This window comes from Cohnella hongkongensis, from assembly GCF_042654645.1.
Taxonomy (GTDB): domain Bacteria; phylum Bacillota; class Bacilli; order Paenibacillales; family Paenibacillaceae; genus Cohnella; species Cohnella hongkongensis.
In genome coordinates, this window is sequence record NZ_JBHSEP010000026.1 from 25,494 (window position 1) to 45,939 (window position 20,446).

Consider the following 20,446-nt stretch of genomic DNA (forward strand, 5'->3'; position numbering starts at 1 on the left):
AGGAAGTGACAAGGATGAGCGTTAGCGACCTATCGACCGTGCGCATCGGCTTCATCGGATGCGGAGGCGTAGCGGACCTGCATGCCCGGGCGATCGCCCGCTGCTCCGCCGCCCGCCTCGTCGCCGTCAGCGACCGCAACGACGAGCTGGCCGCCGCGAAGGCCGCCGACTGGGGAGCGGACGCGCGTGCGACGGAGCAGCTTCTGCAGGCGGACGACATCGACGTCGTCTATGTGCTGACCCCCATGGAAAGCCATATTGAGCTGGCCGAGGCCGTCCTGCAGCGCGGCAAGCACGTGCTGGTCGAGAAGCCGGTCAGCTACGATCTCGACGGGATCCGCCGGCTGATCGATCTGGCCGAGCGCCAGGGCAAATGGTGCGTTCCCGGCCACAGCTACTTGTACTTGCCGGAGCTGGCGCGCATGAAGCGTCTGATCGGAGAAGGCGCCGTCGGACAGCCGCTGTCGATGTTCATGAGCGAGATCTACCGCATGCCGGACGACCGGGCCCGCCTCTATCACGGGCCGTCCATCGAGGTGCTGTGCCATCAGATCTATCTGATGGTCGCCTTCCTCGGGGCGCCGCGCCGGATTCAGTCGTTCGCCGGAGCCATCCGGCGCGAGCTGTTCCCGGACGGCGACGAGCAGGTGACGGTCAACGCCGAGTTCGAGAGCGGAGCGCTTGCCCACCTGTACGTATCCTGGGCGGGAGAGGACGAGACCGCCGATCCGTGGACCTTCAAGCTTAAGGTGCTTGGAGAAACCGGAGGCATGCACTTCTCCCGGCGCGACCAGGTGAACGGCTCCGTGGACGTTCAGAGGGAATATCCGCTGTATCTGGAGATGTTCGAGCGGCAGACGGAGCATCTCGTCCGGCGCTGCATTCTGGGCGGCGAACCGCCCCTGTCGACGATGTCCGACGCGCTGCGCACGATGGAGATTGCCGCCGCGGTGCGGCGCTCCTTCCGGAACGGAACGGTAGAAGCTTTGACATTTTAACGAAAGACGGTGACAGATATGAGCGAACTGGTCATTACGAATATTGAGACGATTCGCCTGTCCTATCGCTATAGCGAGGAAGAGCGCTGGCAATGTCCGGGCTGGACGACGCTGCAGCGCAACGCGACTCTGGTACGCATCTGGACGAATAAAGGCATTCACGGCATCGGCGAGGTCAGCGAGGATTCCTGCATTCCGCAGTCCGTCTCCTCGATTATCGACGAGCACTTCCGCGGCATGCTGATCGGAGAGAACCCCTTCGACATCGAGAAGCTGTGGCGCAAAATGTTCGTCCGCTCCCTGCACTGGGGCCGCAAGGGCGGCGCGATCAAAATCATCAGCGGTCTGGAGATCGCCCTGTGGGACATCGTCGGCAAGGCGTTGAACCGTCCGGTGTACGAGCTGCTCGGCGGCGTCTGCCGCGACCGGATCCGCGTCTATGCGAGCGCGGGCATGAGCAACGAGGAGAACGAGCTGATCGAAGAAATGCTGCGGCATAAGGAAGAGGGCTATACGGCGCTGAAAATGCGGATCGGCAGCAGCCCTCGCGGCGACGTGGAGAAAGTGCGCAAAGTGCGCGACGCCATCGGCAAGGACATCGATCTGATGGCCGACGCAGGCATGAGCTACGTGGACGCGACATGGGACTTCAACACGGCGCTGCGGGTGGCCCGCGGCCTGGAGCCGGCCGATCTGTTCTGGCTGGAGGAGCCGCTTATTAACGACGACATCGACGGGTACGCCCGCCTCGCGGCCGAGGTCGACATTCCGATCGCTGCCGGAGAGAACGAATATACGAAATACGGCTTCAAGGAGCTGATCGCCCGGCGCGCCGTCGACATCGTCCAACCGGACGCCACCCGCAGCGGCGGCATTATGGAATGCAAGAAAATCGCCGCCATCGCGGACGCGTTCCAGATGCGCATGGCGCCGCACATCTTCACGTCCGGCGTGTCGCTCATGGCGAACCTTCACCTGATCGTCTCCTCGCCCAACGCGATCATTATGGAGTACGACCGCACGATCAATCCGCTGCGCGACGAGCTGCTCGTCGAGCCGCTGAAATACGAGAACGGCTTCGTCACGTACCCGAAGGGCATTCCGGGCCTCGGCGTCAACCTGACGGACGAGCTGATCGAGAAATTCAAGTTCATTCCGGGCGAAATTTTGAGCAAGGGCCCGTTCACCTGCGATCATGCGTATTGACGCGCATCAGCACTTCTGGAACATCGAGCGGCTGCACTATCCGATTCTGAGCCCGGAAGCGTTCGGAGCGCTGTACCGCACGATCGAGCCGCCGGAGCTGGAGCCGCTGCTGCAGGAGGCCGGCATCGGAGGCACCGTCGTCGTGCAGGCGAAGGACGGCCTGGACGAGACCGAGTATTTGCTCGAGCTGGCGGATCGGTATCCCTGGATCGCCGGCGTCGTCGGCTGGGTCGATCTGACCTCCGCGGATCGGGCCGCCTTGCAGCTTCAGGCGCTGAGCCGGCATCCGAAGTTCAAGGGCGTCCGTCATCTGATCATGGTCGAGCCGGACAACGATTGGCTCGTCCGCCCCGACGTTCTGGAAGGACTTCGCGCGCTGGCTGATTCCGGCTTCTCCTTCGACGCGGGCGCGGAATTCCCGAAGCATCTGCAGCACGTGGAGACGATCGCCCGGGCCGTGCCCGGCTTGCGGATCGTCATCGACCATCTGGCGAAGCCCCCTGTCGGCGAACTGGAGAGGGCCGCCTGGGAAGCGGAGCTGGCTCGCGCCGCCGCCCTCCCTAACGTCTACTGCAAGCTGTCCGGCTTGAACGCCGCCGGTCCGATCGAGACCGCCGTTCAAACCGCGCTTCGCCTGTTCGGAGCCGACCGTCTCATGCTCGGCAGCGACTGGCCGATCTCCAATTCCGGTCTTCCTTACGGGGAAGCGCTGGATCGTCTCGTCCGCGCCGCCGGAGACCTCTCCCGGGAGGATCTGGACGCTCTCCTTGGAGGAACGGCCATGGCGTTTTACCGTTTATAGCCGGCTGCCGCCGTCTGTCCGCCTACCGGGCGAACGAAGGCGAACGAACGACGTCCGGCGGAAAGGAGCCGTTATGAGTCAAGAGAGATCGCCGCAGCCGCGCCGCTTCGGCAGCGCCGTCCGCGTCCGCGCGGAGCGCTGGGAGGAGTACCGCAGGCTGCACGAAGCCGTATGGCCGGAGCTGCTGGAGCTGTTCCGGACGTACGGCGTCCGCAACTTCACGATTTTCCATTACGAGCAGCTGCTCTTCAGCTACAAGGAATATGTAGGCGAGGACTACGAGCGGGATATGGCCCGATTGGCGGAAGAGCCTCTCATGCGCCGCTGGCTGGAGCTGACCGATCCGTGCCAGCTTCCGCTCTCCCCTTCGTCGGGCTCCCTGTGGGCCGATATGCAGGAAATCTTCCATATGGACGGCAGCGGGAAAGGAGATTAACACGATGAAATGGTTAACGATGAACAAAAACGGGGCTTATCGGCTTGGCGTACAATTGGAGGAGGGCGTGCTGGACGTCGAGGCGGCGCTGGCCGCTCGCCCGGCGGAGGGCGTTCCCGCAGAGCCGCTCGCTCTGCTTCGCTCCGGCGCTTCAGGCCTTCGGGCGCTGGCCGATTATATCGCCGATCTTCGCCGCAGCGGCCTGCCGAAGCTGCTTCAGGAGAACGAGGTCGCCTGGGCGGCCTGCGTGCCGAATCCCGGCAAAATCATCTGCGTCGGCCTGAATTACCGCAAGCATGCCGACGAATCGAAGCTGCCTTATCCGGCCGTGCCGCTGCTGTTCAGCAAGTTCGGCAACGCGATCGCCGGACAGGGCGCGGACGTCCGCATCCCGGATGGCACGGCGGAAGTGGACTACGAGGTCGAGCTTGGCATCGTCATCGGCCGCACGGCCGCCTCCGTCGACGAAGCCTCCGCGCTTGATTACGTGCACGGCTACTGCGCCGTCAACGACGTCTCCGCCCGGGACTGGCAGATGCGCACGTCCCAGTGGATGCTCGGCAAGACGGCGGACGGCTTCTGCCCGATCGGCCCTTACACGGTGACGGCCGACGAGGTTGGCGATCCGCAAAATCTTGGCTTGCGCACCTGGGTGAACGGAGAACTGCGGCAAAACTCGAGTACGAAGGATATGATTTTCTCCTGCGCCGAGATCGTCAGCTACATCTCCCGCCACATGACGCTGGAGCCGGGAGATCTGATTCTGACCGGCACCCCGGAAGGCGTCGTCTTCGGGCTTCCGCCCGAACAGCGCGTCTACCTGAAGCCGGGCGACGTCGTCAGCGTGGAGATCGACAAGCTGGGCAGGCTGACGAATCGCTTCGTTTGACCTGATCGAACGACAGCCGGACACCGTCGCTCCCTGGGAGCGCTGAGTGTCCGGCTGTCGTTCGTATTCAGAAGAAATCCATCAAGAACGGCGTTCTTTCCGGAATACGGCGCTCCAGCCGCCGCAGGCTCTCGTGCGGGCCGGAGAGACGTCCGACCGAAGCGAGCCAAGTCGGCTTTCGGCCTCCGAGCAGCATAGCCGTCAGCGTCTGAATGTCGCAGACGATCGCTTCGCTGCCGCTCTCGGAGTCCTGTCCCGTGCCGGAATCAAGCCGCTCCAGCGTCCCTTCCCCGTCCTCGCTCCAAGACAGCCGGAACGTTCCGGCGTTCCACGGCGCATGCCGGTCCTCCAATTGCAGCAGCGCCGACTCCGCGCTCGCCCCCTTCTCCCAGGCGTACTGCTTCGCGAACGCTTCCGCGTCGACGATTCGAGACATGAAGTACGGAATCAGCTCCTGACCGATTCTCGGGTCGCCCAGCAAGTAAGGAAGACCGTCGTCGACCGGAGCGATCAGCGTCGTTTCGCCGATCATGGAGTCGTGATTGGCGATAAACGTCCATAGCGCCGTCCGGGCCGTTTCGCTCAACGCGGCCATCTCGTGCACCGTCATTTTGCCGTCGAGGCAGTTGTAGTACACGTAGCCTTCCGGAGTCCCCTCTTCATTGAAGTAGACGGCTGCCGGCCCTTCCTCGCGCAGCGAGCGCTCCGTCCACCATTCGCCGGAACGCGCCAACGTTCCGTTATACCGGGAGGCGTAAGCCGAGTAGACCGCGTCCAGAACGGCCGCGTCCGGCTTCTTCATTCGCCGCACCTCGCCGGGCGTTTCCTTGCGGGACGGCAGCAGGCGGGTCTCGATCGCGTACTTCTTGCGCTCGATCGTCAGCTCGTACCCGTATTTCCTGTAGAACGGGAAAGAGAACGGATGCAGCATACTCAAGCTTTGGCCCTCTTTCCTCATCGTTTCCAGCGCCTGAGAGAGCAGCCGGCCGACGCATCCCTGCCTTCTCGCTTCCGGCCACGTCGCGACGCCGGCCACGCCGCCCATCGCCATTTTTCTCCCTTGAACCCAGACTTCCAGAGGAAGCACGGTCAACGCCGACAACAGCTTATTTTGCCCGTCGAAGACGCCCCAGTCCTGCTCGGGGCGATAGGTCCGCCTTCGCTGCTCCAACTGCTCTTCCGTCCAGCGGAGCTGGAAGGCGAACTGGGACAGCGCCATTCTCTCGTCGTAATCTTGCGTCGTCAACTGTCGGATTTCCAACGGAATCCACCTCGTTTCTTTTCGTAACGCCTCCCTCCATCCTAACAAAAAGAAGCTTCCGCCGAAACCGCTCTCTCCGAAGATCGGAGGCACTACGACGATGTCGGAGGGATTCCCGTCAGATTGCAAATGGGACAGTGCGGCCCCGAAGCAAAACAACCCCTGCCCCTGCTGATCACCCGGTCACCCGATGAACCTGACCGACGAACCTTCCGTTCCGATGATGCCGGCCTTGGATCTGCATGCGAGCTGTCTCCTTCCTGCTGGGAGCCGTGGCGATCAGACTTCCAGCGCGCTCCCGATGTCGTATTCCTTCAGATCGATGTCCGTCCCCCGCCCGAGAGCCAGCCTCGCCAACTGGCTGCCCAGATAAGGGCCGACGGTGAGCCCGGATGCTCCGAGTCCGTTGGCCGCGAGCAGCCCCTTCCACCCCGGCACGGGACCGATGACCGGCAGAAATCCGGGGGTATACGGTCGAAAGCCGACCCGCGCCTCCGCGTAAGCGGCGTCGGCCAGACCCGGCGCAGCCTCCAAGCCTTTATTGAGAACCTCCTGCATGCCGGCCGCCGTCAGCCTCGTATCGTAGCCTTCGACGCCGTTCTCGTGCGTCGCTCCGATCACGATCCTCCCCTGCCCGAATGCGAGCAGGTATTGGTCGCTGGGCGGAATGACGACCGGCCAGTTCCCGGTGCCCGGATCTTCCCTCAGCTCGAGATGCATAATCTGCGCTTTCTGGAAGCTCACGTTAAAGCGGATGCCCAGCGGCAGCAGAAGCTCCTTCGCCCACGCTCCGGCGCAGGCGATCACGGCGTCCGCCGGGTAGCTCTTCCCGCCGGCAAGCGCCCCGGTCGCACGCTTCCCCTCGCAGGTCAATTCGGCATCCCCCCGAACGAGAACGGCTCCATGCCGAACCGCCGCCCGGATGAGCGCGTCGCGAAGCGCGCGGCCGTCCACTCTCGCCGCTCCGCCGATCCGAACGGCCCGGTAGCCTTCGGCCAGCAGCGGGAACCGCTCGCGAGTTTCCCGCTCGTCCAGCGCCGCGATTTCGCCGATTTCCGGCGCCTCCTCCTTCCGAAGACGCGCCCGCTCCTCGATCCTGCCGATCTGCTCCGGATCCGTATGAATACTAAGCGCCCCGACTCGCGCATACCCCGTGTCGGTCTCCCCGTCCTGCCGCAGCTGTTCGATCAATTCCGGGTAATAACGCGCCCCCGCCTTGGCCAGCGTGTACCACGCCCGGTTGCGCCGCTGCGATAGCCAAGGGCAGATGATGCCCGCCGCGGCGTCCGTCGCCTGTCCCGGGTCCATGCGATCGATCAGCGTGACGCCTGCCCCGCTCCGGGCCAGCTGATAGGCGGTTGACGCTCCGAGAATTCCCGCCCCAATGACGATGTACGTGTTCATTCTTGCGTCCCCTCTGCCGTTCCTCCGTCAATTTATGGACAATGGTATGGAATTCCATGTAGAAAGTCAATGCAGGGAAGTCGCGGCAAAGCTCGCCCCTCCCCTCCCTTCAACGCCAACAAGCGGCCGTTCGTCTCATCCCGCCGAGACGAAGGCCGCTTCCGTTCGATGAATGCGCTGCCGCTTCCGCTTGTTCCGTCCGGCCCCCGCCAGCAGTCGGCAATAGGAACGGAGGGTTCGGACCGATCCCTCCGCTCATGCCTTAATTCCAACCGCGCGCCTTGAACCACTCGAAGTTGTTTTTCGCGCTGACGATCGAAGACACCTCGTACTGCTCCTGCTCGATAATGACGTACTCCACGCCGGCTTCCTCGCAAGCGGCCAGCGCCGAATCCCAATCCACCGTTCCTTTGCCGATCTCCGAGTCTTTGCCGTCCTCTCGGAAATCCTTGGCATGAACGACCGGCAGACGTCCCGCGTATTTTTTGACGTATGCCGCAGGGTTCTGCCCCGCCACCTGCACCCAGCCGAGATCGAACTCAGCGAACAGCAGCTCGGCCGGTACTCTCTCCAGGATGTGATCGATGACCAGCTTGTCGCCGACCGGCTTGAACTCGAACGCATGGTTATGGTAGCCGAACTCGAGGCCCGCCTCTTTCACGATTCTCGCCGCCTGCTCCAGATGATCCGCCATTTTGTACACGTTTTCGAGCGTCGGGTTGTCTCCAAGCGGATACCACGGCACGATAAACCGCTTAATCCCCAGCTCCTGCGCGTACTCCACCTGCTTCTTCAAGTTATCCCAGATCGCCGGATCGTTGACGGTCAGACCGACATGCGCCGAAGGCGCGTTCAAGCCCGCATCGGCCAGCGCTTGCTTCACTTCTTTCGCGGCATGACCGTAGTAGCCGGCCAGCTCCACGTTCTTGTACCCGATTTCGCCGATCTCCTTGATCGTGCCGAGGAAGTCCTTCTCGCAGCGGTCGCGCACGGAATACAGTTGAATGCCAAGCTGAGGTTTGCTCATTCTATTTTCCACCGTCCTATGGTTTGGTAGTTCGCACGGAGACCCGCACGCCTTGTATGCCTGTTCATCTCTATTATAGGCGCGCGAATGCGTTCTCACGATAGGAGTTTTTGTCTTCTTTATATGCATTTTGGAGAACGATCGGCGCACTGGAACAACTTTCCTCCCCTTTCTCTCGTATTATTGTTGAAGAACCTACGGAAAGGATGGACGACGTTATGGAGCGGGAAACGGCAGAAACGGACCTCGCCGGATCGCCGGCGCCCAGGAAACGCCTGAGCGGTAAAAAAAAGCTGCTCTACGGCAGCCTCGGCGTCTTTCTTGCCATCGCATTAATTGCGGCGTACTATGCGTATTCGATTTATTCTTTCGCGGACCGCATCTATCAGCCGCCCGCGGACCCTCCGCCGAGCGCGAGCCTCCCGCTCGACGGAAGCGAGCCGACTCCGATCGCGTCCATCGAACCGCCTGACCGGTTCGGAGACGAGCGGATCAACATTTTGCTGCTTGGCGGCGATTCGCGCGGGACGAGCAGCAAAGCCAAGCCCCGATCCGATACGATAATCGTCGTATCCATAGATCCGGTCTCCATGAGCGCGCATCTCTTCTCTCTGCTGCGGGACACCTACGTGGAGATTCCTCGTTACGGGCCGAACCGGTTGAACGCCGCGATCACGCTCGGGGGACCGCAGCTGGCGATGGAGACGGTGCGGAATCTGATCGATCAGCCCATCCACCATTACGTCTACACCGATTTCGAGGGCTTCATCTCCCTGATCGACGAGTTGGGCGGCATCGAGCTGGACATCGAGAAAAGGATGAGGCATATCGACAAGCGGGACGATCCGAGGTACAACATCGATCTGGAGAAGGGCTTGCAGAAGCTCGACGGACTGACCGCCCTGCAGTATGTCCGCTTCCGAGGGGACGCCATGTCCGACTTCTCCAGATCTGAGCGGCAGCGCAACTTTCTCTCGGCCGTCGCGGCCAAGCTGAAGTCGACGACGACGCTGTTCAAGCTGCCGCAGCTGCTGAACGGAATTGCCCCCTACATCGAGACGAGCATTCCGCCTGGCGAGCTGTTCGAGCTGGCCCGGCTCGGCCTCAAGCTGGATACGGGCCGGCTGACGGGCATTCAGATTCCGCAGACGAACGCGTTCAGAAACGAAAGAATTCGCGGCATGGACGTCCTCGTTCCCGATCTCGACAAGGTCCGGCAGCACGTCGAAGAGACGTTGGAAGGCGAAAAAGCCGGAGGCGCTCCGCCCTACGCGCAGGCCGCGCAATCGGACTAGAGGCGCGGGCGCAACGGGTACAACGGGCGCAACGTCCGGCGCAGACCGGCGGCCGCGGCCGCGCTCCGCACCAGCGGAAGCCGGCTGCGGCCGCTTGTTTGTGGCCCGCCTCCGTCCTCCTATCCCTTGGAAGCTCCCGCCGTCAGCCCGTCGACCAGATTGCGCTGCAGCACGAGAAACAGCGTCATGACCGGAAGCGCCACGAGCACCGCCCCGGAGGCGAACAGCGTGAATTCCGTCGAGTTGCGCTGGCTGACCATCTTGTACAGGCCGACGGCCAGCGTTCGCTGATCCTCCGAACGGAGCACCAGATCGGCGAAAATAAAGTCGACGAAGCAGCCGTTGAAGATCATCAGACTGGCGTAGGTCAGCATCGGCTTCGCCAGCGGAACCATAATCCGGAAGAAGACGGTCAGATGGCTGGCCCCGTCGATCCGCGCCGCCTCCTCCAAGCTTTTGGGAACGGTGTCGAAGAAGCCTTTGGCCACGAAAACGTTAGTCACGATCGCCCCGGAGCTGTAGACGAGCACAAGCGCCGTATGCGAATTGAGCAGACCCACCGAATTCAGCACGACGTAGACGGCGATCATCGCCATGAAGCCCGGGAACATCTGCAGCACGAGCAGAGCGTTCAGCGAGAACCGGCGACCGACGAAGCGGAACCGGGATACGGCGTAAGAGGTGAGCAGCAGCAGGAACGTGCCGAGCACGGTCGACAGCGCGGCGATCTTAAGCGTGTTCATGAACCAAAGCGGGTACTTGGTGGCGCGAAAGAGCTCGCGGTAATGATCGAACGTAAAGTTTCTCGGAATAAGCGTCTCGCTGTACAGGCTGTTCCCTTCCTTCAAGGAGGACAAGACGATCCACAGCGCGGGATACAGGCTGACGATCGTCAGCACGACGAGAATAGCGTAGCTGAGACCGAGCTTCAAGCGGGCGTTGGAGCCGTTCATGCGATCATGTCCTCCTCTTTGTAAGATCGGGTTCGGCGATAACTCCAGATGGACAGCGAAGCGATGATCAGGAAAATGATGATGCCGATCACCGACGCGAAGCTGTACTGCGCCTGGTCCAGCGCCAGCTTATACAGCCAGGTGACGAGCAGATCGGTGTGCCCCGCATACTGATAACGGGTGTTGACCGGTCCCCCGTCGGTCATCAGATAGATGACGTTGAAGTTGTTGATATTGCCGGCGAATTGCATAATGAGCACCGGCGCCGTCGCGAACAGCACCATAGGCAGCGTGATGCGGCGGAATTTCTGGTACGAGCCGGCGCCGTCGACCTCGGCGGCTTCGTACAGATCCCGGGGGATCGTCGTCAGAATGCCGAAGGCGAGAATCATCGTGATCGGTATGCCGATCCACATGTTGACGACCATCAGCGTCAGCTTGGCCCAGAACGGATCCGTCAGCCAAGGCACGCCCTCCAGGCCGATCATGCGGAGCATGTCGTTGACGGGCCCGAACTTGTTGTTGAACATATTCCGCATGACCAGCAGGGAGATCAGACTCGGGATGGCGAACGGAACGATCATGACCGTGCGCCAGAACGCCTTGAAGCGAATGCGGGGCTGATGAATGAGCACGGCGACGAACACGCCTCCCACATACGTCGTGGCCGTGGCGATCGCCGCCCAGATCACCGTCCAGAGCAGCACGCCGAAGAACGTATCGCTCCATACCTTTAAGCTTACGAGCTTAACGAAGTTGGCGAAGCCGACCCAATCGACTAGATTGGCCGGCGGAAGGATCGGATCCGCATAGTTCGTAAAGGCGAGCAGAATCGAGAAGATCAGGGGAAGCACAGTCAGAAACAAAATGAACAGACCGGGAATGAGCAGAACGAGATAGGCGAAGTTTCTCTGGCCGATCGCGCCGATCGTCTGGCTGAACGAACGGACCTTCTGTCCCGCTTCTCGCTGCAATCCGGTCTTGTATGCGTCTCGAATGCCTGCCGCATACAGCGCGACAGCCAGCAGCAGGGCGATTAGGGCCATTAATCCTTTGATCAGGAGGAAGACGGAGTGATCGCCTTCCACCATCTGCGTCAGCCTGCCGACCTTGACCATGCCGCTCGGCTGCTCTCCCAGCGTCCATAGCCCCCGCAAATGCTCCGGCAGATCGAGGACGACGGCTCCGCTCGCGAGTCCGGCGCCGATGGCCAGCAGAATCGTCCCCTTCATCCATTGCCTGTTATAAAGCTGTCCCAAACCTATGAATAGCGCCGACAGCAGAGCTCCCGCGGTTGATTTGCGCATGCGCGATTCCTCTCTTTCTCGCCCCGGACGGCTTTCACCCGACGGCCGGAGCGGTCGGGTGAAAGCCGCGCGCGGCGGGCCTTCTCTCTATTGGGATGCGATAGCCGTCTTCGCCGTTTCGACTAGGCCGTCCAGCGTCGTCTGGACGTCGGCCTTCGGATCGTCCCACAGCGTGGTGAACGCCGCCTTAAGCGGATCCCACACCGCGTCGATCGCAGAGATGCTGGGCATCGGAGTGGAATTCGCGAACTGCTGGAAGAAGCCGCTAATGTACGGATCGTTCTTGATCTGCGGGTCTTCCCCGGCTTCCTTGTTCGCCGGAATCGCTCCGGTCATCTCGTAGTTTTTCAACTGATTTTCCTTGCTTGCCGCGAAGTTCGCGAACAGCCGTGCGGCGATCGGATACGGCGTATAGGAATTGACGTAGTAGGACTTGACCCCGGAGAACGAGGTCGACGGGCGGCCGCCCGGAACGTCGGGAAGCGGCGCGACGCCGAAGTTGACTTTGTCCTTGAAGGCGCTGACCGACCATGGGCCGTCAATGTTCAGCGCAAGCTTGCCATCCGTGAACAACTGCGTCTTAATGTCGTAGGTGACGTCCGCCGCGTTCATCGGCAGAATCGGCTTGAGCGACCTCAGGAATTCGAAGCCCTCCACCGCCCCCGGGCTGTTCAGACCGATATCGTTCGGATCGGTATTGTCCTGACCGAAGAAATAGCCGCCGAAGCTGCCGACGAACGGATAAGAGTAGTATCCGACGAATTCCCACATGATGGCGTATTTGTTCTCTTTCGTATTCGTGAACGTCTCCGCAAAATTCACGACTTCCTCCCAGGTTTTGGGCGGCTCCGGAAACAGGTCCTTGTTATAGAAGAGCGCATACGTCTCCACCGACTTCGGATAGCCGTACAGCACCCCCTCGTAAGAGGACGCCTGGACCGCCGCTTCGGCCATCGACGCGCGCGTCTCCTCCTCGAACACGTCGTTCGGGAGAAGGAGGCCCGCCTTAACCGCCTGGGCGATCTGATCGTGAGGCAGCGTCAGAACGTCGGCCGCCAGCTTGGAGGGACCGTCCGTCGTCAGCCTTCCGCCCTGGTCTCCTCCGGCGACCTCTTCCAGCGTGACGGGAACTCCGTATTCCCTCTCGAAGGCCGCCGCGAGCTCCTGCATGTACGGAATCTGTTCTTTGGACTCCCACACCTTCAGCTTGGCTCCGGCCTCCGGCTCCAACGGCGCCTCCTCGGCCTCAGTCGGCGGGGCGGAGCCCTGAGCCGTCGCCGAAGGGCTTTCGCTCGGCGCCGGGCTGGCGCCGTCGCCTCCCCCGCAGGCGGTCAAGGCTGCGATCAGCAGCGCGCAGAGACATCCGACACTCCAGTTTCTAAGCTTCATGGTGAACCATCCTCCCGTTTTTTTTCGTGCTTTCCCCTTTTTAGTGCAAACGATTTTCCCGGCGGCAACTACGCGTGTCAATCGCCCCCAATCCCTTACGATGGCTACCAAGCAAAAACGCCTTCGGAGTCCTCTAGACGCAGAATCGCGTTTTTGTCGGAGGTGATTCAGATAAGGATAGCGAATTTGATCCTTTCTGAGTCACAAAAAAAGGCACACCCTCGACAAGCGACTTGCTCGCGAGGTTGTACCCTTAGGGTAGCATTGCCTTCAAAATGTTGAAGAGCGAACTTCCGATCGATCATGAAAACGATTGCACAAGTTCATCATATACGATGGACGGAAAGGTTAGCAAATTCATTATTCAGTCGATATCGGCTAATTACTGGGCAAAATCCGCAATAAATCCTTGGAAATCTTATCCTCTCAACGAAATGATCTGCATTTCTTTGTTTTTTAATCGGGCTCACCGTTTTTTTGTTCGTCTTTCTCTGCCCATTTACAGATCGGGCGATCTGAGATAACATGAAAGCAAATGTTAGGGCAACTGTATTTCCGATCGCGCAAACGATTGCACCTTTAACTGCAACTGAGGAGCTGAAAGCATGGCCAATAAACCTTATCTCATCGATGCCATCGTCGGCAACGGCCGGATGCTCGGATCGCTCGGACGCGCCGGCCGCCTGCACCGGCTATGGTGGCCGCACATCGATCATCCGCAGCACGTCGACCTCATTCGCACAGGCGTAAGGCTCGGCGGAGAACGGACGGTCTGGTTCGACGAGGACGACGGCCGTTGGGAACGCCGCTTCTCGTATTTGCCCGGAACGAATATCACGGTCGCCGAGTCCTCGCTCCCCGGCTTCGCCCTTACCGTTCGACAGCACGACTTCGCCTTGCCGGACAAGGATGCGCTGGTCAGACGATATACGTTCACGAACGCGACGGATGCCGAGCTTTCCTTCCGGTTCGTCTGGCACTCGTCGATGCATGTCAACGAGAGCGGCCTCTATAATACGACGATGTTCGACGAAGCGAACGACGCCCTCGTCCATTATCATCATCGCTCGTTTTTTGCCGTCTCCGGCTCCCGCGACTGCGCGAAATTCCAGTGCGGCCACGCGGGGGAAGCCGCGGAAAGCGGGGAACCGAACGGCAGCGAGATCGACATGCAGCCGGACGGCGCGCTCCTCTGGGAGTTCGACCGGCTGGCGGCGGGAGAGAGCGCTGAGATCGCCGTCTACATCGCGGCGGGCGCCGATCTCCGCGAGTCGCTCGAGCTTCTCTCCTTCGTTAAAGGGGAGTCCCCCGAGCATTGGCTGCGCCATACCGCAAGCTATTGGCGGGAAGAACTGCGCCGAGCCGCTCCAAGTCCGGAAGCGGCACCGGACGTCGTCGAGCTCTACGAACGCTCCGTGCTCATGTTCAAGCTGATGGCGGACCGGGAAACGGGCAGTCTGCTGGCCGCGCCGGAAGCGGACGAGAGGCACGAACGCTGCGGCGGGTATGCTTACTGCTGGGGAAGGGACGCCGCCTTCATCACGACGGCGCTGGACCGGTGCGGACTGACCGACGCGTCCCGCCGCTTCTACGAGTGGACGCTCCGCGCTCAGGAGGCGGACGGCTCCTGGCAGCAGCGTCATTACCACGACGGCAGCCTCGCCCCTTCCTGGGGTCTGCAGATCGACGAGGGCGCCTCGATTCTGTGGGGAATGTGGCAGCACTACGAGACGACGAGGGACGAAGGCTTCGCCCGCACGGTTTGGCCGGCCGTGCGCCAAGGCGCCGAATACCTGGTCTCGTTCCTGGATCCGGAGACGGGTCTGCCCTCCCCGAGCATAGACCTGTGGGAGGAGCGAAACGGCGAGCATACGTATTCCGCTGCGGCAGTCTGCGGCGGCATTCGCGCGGCCGCCTCCTTCGCTAGGCTGGCAGGAGATTCGGAATCGGCGTCGAACTGGGAGACGACGGCCAGCGGAATCGCCGACGCCATCGTCCGCCGCTGCTGGAACGAAGCGGACGGCAGCTTCTACCGGGGCCTGCACCTGAAGGTCGACGAGCGGCGTTTCGAACAAGCGCTGGAGGCGGGCCAGGAAGGAAGCGTCGCCTATACTTCGAAAGGCTATCCCGTCTATCGGCTGAAATACGACCGGGTCGTCGACATCAGCCTGCTCGGCGTATCGGTCCCGTTCGCCGTTCTGCCGCCCGAGCACGAGTATATGACGCGGCTCGCGGACACGGTCGAGGAACGGCTGCTCTCTCCGACCGTCGGGGGCATCAAGCGCTACGAGGACGACCAGTACGCGGGAGGCAACCCCTGGATTCTAACGACGCTGTGGCTGGCCCAATACCGAGCCTCCGCCGGTCAATTCGAGGCGGCCCGCCGGCTGCTCCGCTGGGCCACGGAGCATCGCACCGAGACCGGCTTGCTGCCGGAGCAGGTCGACAAGTCGACCGGCCGGCCGGCATGGATCGTCCCGCTCACCTGGTCCCACGCCATGTACGTCCTAACCGTTCGCATGCTGGCGGACGCGGGGCAGCTGGCGGAAGAAACGGCCGCTCGCGCGAGCGAGTCTTAACTTAAAGGCACTGTTACCCACTGGTACAACCTCGTCCCGCTTTTACGAGGCTGTACTTTTTTTTATCCCTATCCAAACAAAGGAGACCTGTTCCATGCTGAGAGAAGCGATCTATCACCGCCCGAAACAAAACTGGGCCTACGCCTACGACGGAAGAACCGTTCATCTCCGCGTCCGGGCCAAGCGAGGCGAGATGGACGAGGTGCTCGTCCTGACCGGAGACAAGTATGCCTGGGAACAAACCCGGCACAGCGTTCCGATGAGGCGGCTCGCATCCGACGAGCTGTTCGATTACTGGGAGGCCGAGGTCGTTCCTCCCTTTCGCCGGATGAGGTACGGCTTTCACTTCCGCTCCGGCGGGAAGGATCTGTACATGACGGAAAAAGGCTTCTCCAGTGCTGAGCCGGAGGACTGTCTGACGATGTTCGACTTCCCTTTCATCAACCCGGCGGACGTATTTACGCCTCCGTCTTGGGTGAAGGACGCGGTGTTCTATCAGATTTTCCCGGAACGGTTCGCCAACGGGGATCCCTCCTTGAACCCCGAAGGCACGCTTCCGTGGGGCGGCGAGCCGACTCCGACGAATTTCTTCGGAGGCGATCTGCAGGGCGTCGTCGATCGGTTGGACCATCTGGTCGAGCTGGGCGTCAACGCGATTTATTTTAATCCGCTGTTCGAGGCGACGACCAATCATAAGTACGATACGAAAAATTATAGGAAGGTCGATCCTCAATTCGGCACGAACGAGAAGCTTAAAGAGCTGGTCGACGCCTGTCACGCCCGCGGAATCCGGGTTATGCTGGACGCCGTGTTCAACCATTCGGGGAAGGAGTTCCCCCCTTTCGTCGACGTGTTGGAGAAAGGCGCGGACTCTCCCTTCGCCGATTGGTTCCATGTCAGGGAATTCCCTTTGCGGGTTGAGAACGGGGTCCCGACTTACGATACGTTCGGCTTCGAGCCGATCATGCCGAAGCTGAACACGGAGAATCCCGAGGTCAAACGCTACTTGCTCGACGCGGCCCTCTACTGGATCGAGGAGGCCGGCATCGACGGCTGGCGGCTGGACGTCGCCAACGAGGTCGACCATGCTTTCTGGAGGGAATTCCGGACCGTTGTGAAGCGGGCAAAGCCCGATGTCTACATTCTCGGCGAAATCTGGCACGACTCGGCGATGTGGCTGCAGGGGGATCAGTTCGACGCCGTGATGAATTACCCGTTCACGAACGCCGCGCTGGATTTCTTCGCCTTCGGCAAAATCGACGCGGCTTCGTTCGCCGATGCGATCGGCGGCCAGCTGGCGGCTTATCCCCGGCAGGTCGCCGAAACGACGTTTAACCTGCTCGGAAGCCACGATACGCCCAGACTTCTTACCGTATGCGGCGAGGACGCGCGCCGTATGAAGCTGGCCACGCTGTTCCAGCTGACTTATCCGGGAACGGCATGCATCTATTACGGCGACGAGATCGGCATGAAGGGCGGCGGAGACCCCGGCTGCCGCCAGTGCATGGTATGGGAGGAAGAGAAGCAGGACCGGGAGCTGTTCGCCTTTTTTACGGCGGCGATTCGGCTTCGCAAGGATTACGAGGCGCTGCGCAGCGCGAGCTTCAGCTTCCTGAAGGCCGAGGGCGGTCTGCTGGCGTACGAACGGCTGTCTGCCGACGGTTCGGAACGGCTGATCGTCGCGATGAACGTCTCGGAGCAGCCGATCGAAGCCGAGCTCTCGGCCGCCTCGGGAGACGTCCGGGAAGCAGGCTCGCCGGCGCTCGGCGGGCGGCTGTTATTCGGCAGCGCCTCCGCCTCCGTCTCGGCCGAAGGCGGCCTCCTTCGCGTCAAGCTGCCGGCCTTCGGCTACGGCGTCTGGAGGACGGAGTCCTAACAGGAGGCGCGCCCTTCCGGCGGCAGCCCGTCCTGCGACGGCGTCGGCCGCCGCGGCGGGGCGCTGTTCCGCCTTACCCGCAAGCATGCCAAGAAGGACGGACCGTGCCGGGGCACAAGGTCCGTCCTTCTTGGCATGCCGCTGAGAGCCAATCTTTAATTCAGGCTGCTCAGGTTATAGAACGCCGCTTTGCCGCCGTATTTCGCCGTGGAGCCGAGGCGGTCTTCGATGCGGAGCAATTGGTTGTACTTCGCCACGCGGTCCGTACGGGACGGAGCGCCCGTCTTGATCTGGCCGGCGTTGGTCGCAACGGCGATGTCGGCGATCGTGCTGTCTTCGGATTCGCCGGAGCGGTGGGAGATGACAGCCGTGTAGCCTGCGCGCTTCGCCATCTCGATCGCGTCGAACGTCTCGGTCAAGGAACCGATTTGGTTGACTTTAACGAGGATGGAGTTGCCTACGCCCTTCTCGATGCCGTCCGCCAGACGCTCGGTGTTCGTAACGAACAGATCGTCGCCGACGAGCTGAACTTTGCCGCCCAGCTTCTCGGTCAGCAGCTTCCAGCCTTCCCAATCGTCTTCGGAGCAGCCGTCTTCGATCGAGATGATCGGGTACTTGTCGACCCAGCTGGCCAGCAGGTCCACGAACTCCGCAGGCATGTAGGACTTGCCTTCGCCTTCGAGGTGGTACTTGCCGTCCTTGAAGAACTCCGTGGAAGCGACGTCCATGCCGAGGAAGATTTCTTCGCCGGCTTTGTAGCCCGCTTTCTCGATCGCTTCGAGAATCGTCGACAGCGCTTCTTCGTTGGAGCCGAGGTTCGGAGCGAAGCCGCCTTCGTCGCCGACCGCCGTGTTCAAGCCTTTCGCTTTCAGTACGGCTTTCAGGGCGTGAAAGATTTCCGTGCCCGCGCGCAGCGCTTCGGAGAACGTCGGCAGACCGACCGGCAGCACCATGAACTCTTGAACGTCGACGTTGTTGTCGGCATGAGCGCCGCCGTTGACGATGTTCATCATCGGAACCGGCAGCGTTTTGGCGTTGAAGCCGCCCAGGTAAGTATAGAGAGGAACGTCGAGCGCATCGGCAGCAGCGCGAGCGACAGCCATAGAGACTGCAAGGATCGCGTTTGCGCCCAGGTTCGCTTTGTTAGGCGTACCGTCGAGCTCGATCATTTTTCTGTCGATCTCGACTTGATCAAGAGCATCGTAACCGATGATTTCCGGAGCGATGACCGTGTTGACGTTCTCGACCGCTTTCAGAACGCCCTTGCCCAGGTAGCGCCCTTTGTCGCCGTCGCGAAGCTCGACCGCTTCGTACGCGCCGGTAGAGGCGCCGGACGGAACGATGGCGTGCCCTTTGGCCCCGGACTCCAGTTGAACTTCGACTTCGACGGTCGGATTGCCGCGAGAGTCCAGCACTTCGCGTGCATATACGTCAGTAATGATCGTCATAGATAGAACACTCCTTCGGTTGGTTAATATTTAATTCGGTCAAACAATCAGCGATTGGCCCGTCATCTGCTCCGGCTGCGGCAGCTGCAGCAGCGCGAGAAGCGTCGGCGCGACATCAGCCAGAATGCCGCCTTCGCGAAGCGTGAGTCCGGCCTGAGTCACAATGCAGGGAACGATGTTGGTCGTATGCGCCGTAAACGGCCGGCCGTTGTCGTCCAGCACCATGTCCGCATTGCCGTGGTCGGCGATGATGACGCAGACGCCGCCTTTGGCCGTCACCGCGTCGACCACCCTGCCCAAGCATTCGTCGGTCGCTTCCACCGCTCTAATCGTCGGCTCCAGCATGCCGGAGTGACCGACCATGTCCGGATTCGCGAAGTTCAGGATAATCGCGTCGTGGTTGTCCGCGGCGATTTCCTTCTCCAGCGTTTTCGTCACCTCGTAGATGCTCATCTCCGGCTGCAGGTCGTAGGTGGCGACCTTCGGCGAATTGATGAGAATCCGGGTTTCGCCTTCCAGGACGTGATCCCGTCCGCCGCTGAAAAAGAACGTCACATGCGGATACTTCTCGGTCTCGGCGATTCTGAGCTGTTTTTTCCCGTGCTGCACGAGCACTTCGCCAAATGTATTATCCAACTCTTTAGGCTTATACGCAACCAGGCCCCCGACGGTTTCCGCAAACAGCGTCATGCACACGAAATGCAGCTTCGCCGGGAAACCGGGACCGCGATCGAAGCCGCGAAAATCGTCGTTCGTGAACACGTTGGACAGCTGAATCGCGCGATCGGGACGGAAGTTGAAAAATACGACCGAGTCCCCGGATTCGACCAGGGCGTTCGGCTGGCCGTCCGCTCCGACGATCACCGTCGGCACGAAAAACTCGTCGTAAACGCCTTGCTCGTAAGAGGCTTTGACCGCGGCGACCGGATCGGACGCCGTCGGCCCTTCTCCATACACCATGGCGCGGTACGATTTCTCGACGCGCTCCCACCGCTTGTCGCGGTCCATCGCGTAATATCGGCCCTGCAGCGTCGCGATTTTGCCGACGCCGTACTCTGCGATCTTGCCCTGCAATTCGTTCAGGTAGCCGACCGCGCTGTCGGGAGCGACGTCGCGGCCGTCCAGGAAGCCGTGAATGTACACTTGCTCGAGCCCTTCCCGCTTCGCCAGCTCCAGCAGCGCATACAGATGATCGATATGGCTGTGAACCCCGCCGTCGGACAGCAAGCCGTACAGGTGCAGCTTCTTGCCGTTCTCCTTCGCGTGGCGCACCGCGCCGACCAGCGTCGGGTTCTCGAAGAAATCCTGGTCGCGGATCGACTTGGAAATCCGGGTCAAGTCCTGATACACGATGCGGCCCGCGCCGATGTTCAGGTGGCCGACCTCGGAGTTGCCCATCTGGCCCTCCGGAAGGCCGACCGCTTCCCCGCTCGCCGTCAGCGTCGTATGAGGGAAGACGCTCCAATACTTGTCGAAATTCGGTTTTTTCGCTTGCGCGACGGCGTTGCCGTGCGTCTCCTCGCGAAGACCGAAGCCGTCCAGAATAATTAGCGCAACCGGTCTGGGAGCCGCCATT

16 protein-coding genes are annotated in these 20,446 nt (G+C 61.4%); 8 read left to right on the top strand and 8 right to left on the bottom strand.

What is annotated here, in order from left to right:
- Nucleotides 1–14 precede the first annotated feature (14 nt).
- From ACFO3S_RS24520 to ACFO3S_RS24540, 5 genes are all read left to right on the top strand, one after another.
- Nucleotides 15–998, top strand: coding sequence for a Gfo/Idh/MocA family protein (locus ACFO3S_RS24520; RefSeq protein WP_378101477.1), 984 nt, complete (start codon nucleotides 15–17; stop codon nucleotides 996–998).
- A gap of 18 nt (nucleotides 999–1,016) precedes the next feature.
- Entirely contained in the window at nucleotides 1,017–2,204 is a 1,188-nt protein-coding gene (locus ACFO3S_RS24525) for a mandelate racemase/muconate lactonizing enzyme family protein (protein ID WP_378101480.1), read from the top strand.
- On the top strand, nucleotides 2,194–3,006 hold the full coding sequence (locus tag ACFO3S_RS24530; RefSeq protein WP_378101482.1) for an amidohydrolase family protein: 813 nt from the start codon (nucleotides 2,194–2,196) through the stop codon (nucleotides 3,004–3,006). Before ACFO3S_RS24525 ends, ACFO3S_RS24530 begins: the two co-directional genes overlap by 11 nt.
- 73 nt (nucleotides 3,007–3,079) lie before the next feature.
- Nucleotides 3,080–3,442: an L-rhamnose mutarotase gene (locus tag ACFO3S_RS24535; RefSeq protein ID WP_378101484.1), complete on the top strand. Its 363-nt coding sequence runs from the start codon at nucleotides 3,080–3,082 to the stop codon at nucleotides 3,440–3,442.
- Between the two features lie 4 nt (nucleotides 3,443–3,446).
- Nucleotides 3,447–4,331: a fumarylacetoacetate hydrolase family protein gene (locus tag ACFO3S_RS24540; RefSeq protein ID WP_378101486.1), complete on the top strand. Its 885-nt coding sequence runs from the start codon at nucleotides 3,447–3,449 to the stop codon at nucleotides 4,329–4,331.
- Nucleotides 4,332–4,398: 67 nt separating this feature from the next.
- Here the strand turns inward: ACFO3S_RS24540 and ACFO3S_RS24545 are convergent, their stop codons facing one another.
- The 3 genes from ACFO3S_RS24545 to ACFO3S_RS24555 all read right to left on the bottom strand — a co-directional run bounded on the left by ACFO3S_RS24545 (nucleotide 4,399) and on the right by ACFO3S_RS24555 (nucleotide 8,023).
- Nucleotides 4,399–5,592, bottom strand: a complete 1,194-nt coding sequence (locus ACFO3S_RS24545; RefSeq protein ID WP_378101487.1) for a GNAT family N-acetyltransferase — start codon at nucleotides 5,590–5,592, stop codon at nucleotides 4,399–4,401.
- A 279-nt stretch (nucleotides 5,593–5,871) separates the two neighbouring features.
- Nucleotides 5,872–6,996: an NAD(P)/FAD-dependent oxidoreductase gene (locus ACFO3S_RS24550; protein WP_378101489.1), complete on the bottom strand. Its 1,125-nt coding sequence runs from the start codon at nucleotides 6,994–6,996 to the stop codon at nucleotides 5,872–5,874.
- Between the two features lie 262 nt (nucleotides 6,997–7,258).
- Nucleotides 7,259–8,023: a sugar phosphate isomerase/epimerase family protein gene (locus tag ACFO3S_RS24555; RefSeq protein WP_378101491.1), complete on the bottom strand. Its 765-nt coding sequence runs from the start codon at nucleotides 8,021–8,023 to the stop codon at nucleotides 7,259–7,261.
- A gap of 218 nt (nucleotides 8,024–8,241) precedes the next feature.
- On the opposite strand from ACFO3S_RS24555, the gene ACFO3S_RS24560 reads away from it, so the two are divergent.
- Entirely contained in the window at nucleotides 8,242–9,318 is a 1,077-nt protein-coding gene (locus ACFO3S_RS24560; protein WP_378101493.1) for an LCP family protein, read from the top strand.
- A gap of 119 nt (nucleotides 9,319–9,437) precedes the next feature.
- Here the strand turns inward: ACFO3S_RS24560 and ACFO3S_RS24565 are convergent, their stop codons facing one another.
- The 3 genes from ACFO3S_RS24565 to ACFO3S_RS24575 all read right to left on the bottom strand — a co-directional run bounded on the left by ACFO3S_RS24565 (nucleotide 9,438) and on the right by ACFO3S_RS24575 (nucleotide 12,967).
- Nucleotides 9,438–10,271: a sugar ABC transporter permease gene (locus ACFO3S_RS24565; protein ID WP_378101495.1), complete on the bottom strand. Its 834-nt coding sequence runs from the start codon at nucleotides 10,269–10,271 to the stop codon at nucleotides 9,438–9,440.
- Complete coding sequence (locus ACFO3S_RS24570; RefSeq protein WP_378101497.1) at nucleotides 10,268–11,578, bottom strand: carbohydrate ABC transporter permease; 1,311 nt, start codon at nucleotides 11,576–11,578, stop codon at nucleotides 10,268–10,270. Before ACFO3S_RS24570 ends, ACFO3S_RS24565 begins: the two co-directional genes overlap by 4 nt.
- Before the next feature lie 87 nt (nucleotides 11,579–11,665).
- Nucleotides 11,666–12,967 carry a sugar ABC transporter substrate-binding protein gene (locus ACFO3S_RS24575; RefSeq protein ID WP_378101499.1) on the bottom strand — a complete coding sequence of 434 codons (1,302 nt, stop codon included), beginning with the start codon at nucleotides 12,965–12,967 and terminating at the stop codon, nucleotides 11,666–11,668.
- Nucleotides 12,968–13,572: 605 nt separating this feature from the next.
- Here ACFO3S_RS24575 and ACFO3S_RS24580 point away from each other — a divergent pair.
- Both ACFO3S_RS24580 and ACFO3S_RS24585 read left to right on the top strand, forming a co-directional pair.
- Nucleotides 13,573–15,546 carry a glycoside hydrolase family 15 protein gene (locus ACFO3S_RS24580; protein WP_378101501.1) on the top strand — a complete coding sequence of 658 codons (1,974 nt, stop codon included), beginning with the start codon at nucleotides 13,573–13,575 and terminating at the stop codon, nucleotides 15,544–15,546.
- A 94-nt stretch (nucleotides 15,547–15,640) separates the two neighbouring features.
- Nucleotides 15,641–17,422: an alpha-glycosidase gene (locus ACFO3S_RS24585; RefSeq protein WP_378101503.1), complete on the top strand. Its 1,782-nt coding sequence runs from the start codon at nucleotides 15,641–15,643 to the stop codon at nucleotides 17,420–17,422.
- A 155-nt stretch (nucleotides 17,423–17,577) separates the two neighbouring features.
- On the opposite strand, the gene eno is transcribed toward ACFO3S_RS24585, so the two are convergent.
- Nucleotides 17,578–18,870, bottom strand: coding sequence for a phosphopyruvate hydratase (gene eno, locus ACFO3S_RS24590; protein ID WP_378101505.1), 1,293 nt, complete (start codon nucleotides 18,868–18,870; stop codon nucleotides 17,578–17,580).
- Between the two features lie 39 nt (nucleotides 18,871–18,909).
- Nucleotides 18,910–20,445, bottom strand: coding sequence for a 2,3-bisphosphoglycerate-independent phosphoglycerate mutase (gpmI, locus tag ACFO3S_RS24595; RefSeq protein WP_378101507.1), 1,536 nt, complete (start codon nucleotides 20,443–20,445; stop codon nucleotides 18,910–18,912).
- Between the last annotated feature and the right edge of the window lies 1 nt (nucleotide 20,446).

What these genes read in the sequence shown, in the direction of transcription:
- gpmI (WP_378101507.1), bottom strand. Translation starts at nt 20,445, where the DNA reads ATGGCGGCTCCCAGACCGGTTGCGCTAATTATTCTGGACGGCTTCGGT.
- ACFO3S_RS24530 (WP_378101482.1), top strand. Translation starts at nt 2,194, where the DNA reads ATGCGTATTGACGCGCATCAGCACTTCTGGAACATCGAGCGGCTGCAC.
- ACFO3S_RS24525 (WP_378101480.1), top strand. Translation starts at nt 1,017, where the DNA reads ATGAGCGAACTGGTCATTACGAATATTGAGACGATTCGCCTGTCCTAT.
- ACFO3S_RS24585 (WP_378101503.1), top strand. Translation starts at nt 15,641, where the DNA reads ATGCTGAGAGAAGCGATCTATCACCGCCCGAAACAAAACTGGGCCTAC.
- ACFO3S_RS24575 (WP_378101499.1), bottom strand. Translation starts at nt 12,967, where the DNA reads ATGAAGCTTAGAAACTGGAGTGTCGGATGTCTCTGCGCGCTGCTGATC.
- ACFO3S_RS24550 (WP_378101489.1), bottom strand. Translation starts at nt 6,996, where the DNA reads ATGAACACGTACATCGTCATTGGGGCGGGAATTCTCGGAGCGTCAACC.
- ACFO3S_RS24535 (WP_378101484.1), top strand. Translation starts at nt 3,080, where the DNA reads ATGAGTCAAGAGAGATCGCCGCAGCCGCGCCGCTTCGGCAGCGCCGTC.
- ACFO3S_RS24560 (WP_378101493.1), top strand. Translation starts at nt 8,242, where the DNA reads ATGGAGCGGGAAACGGCAGAAACGGACCTCGCCGGATCGCCGGCGCCC.
- ACFO3S_RS24565 (WP_378101495.1), bottom strand. Translation starts at nt 10,271, where the DNA reads ATGAACGGCTCCAACGCCCGCTTGAAGCTCGGTCTCAGCTACGCTATT.
- ACFO3S_RS24520 (WP_378101477.1), top strand. Translation starts at nt 15, where the DNA reads ATGAGCGTTAGCGACCTATCGACCGTGCGCATCGGCTTCATCGGATGC.
- ACFO3S_RS24555 (WP_378101491.1), bottom strand. Translation starts at nt 8,023, where the DNA reads ATGAGCAAACCTCAGCTTGGCATTCAACTGTATTCCGTGCGCGACCGC.
- ACFO3S_RS24570 (WP_378101497.1), bottom strand. Translation starts at nt 11,578, where the DNA reads ATGCGCAAATCAACCGCGGGAGCTCTGCTGTCGGCGCTATTCATAGGT.
- eno (WP_378101505.1), bottom strand. Translation starts at nt 18,870, where the DNA reads ATGACGATCATTACTGACGTATATGCACGCGAAGTGCTGGACTCTCGC.
- ACFO3S_RS24580 (WP_378101501.1), top strand. Translation starts at nt 13,573, where the DNA reads ATGGCCAATAAACCTTATCTCATCGATGCCATCGTCGGCAACGGCCGG.
- ACFO3S_RS24540 (WP_378101486.1), top strand. Translation starts at nt 3,447, where the DNA reads ATGAAATGGTTAACGATGAACAAAAACGGGGCTTATCGGCTTGGCGTA.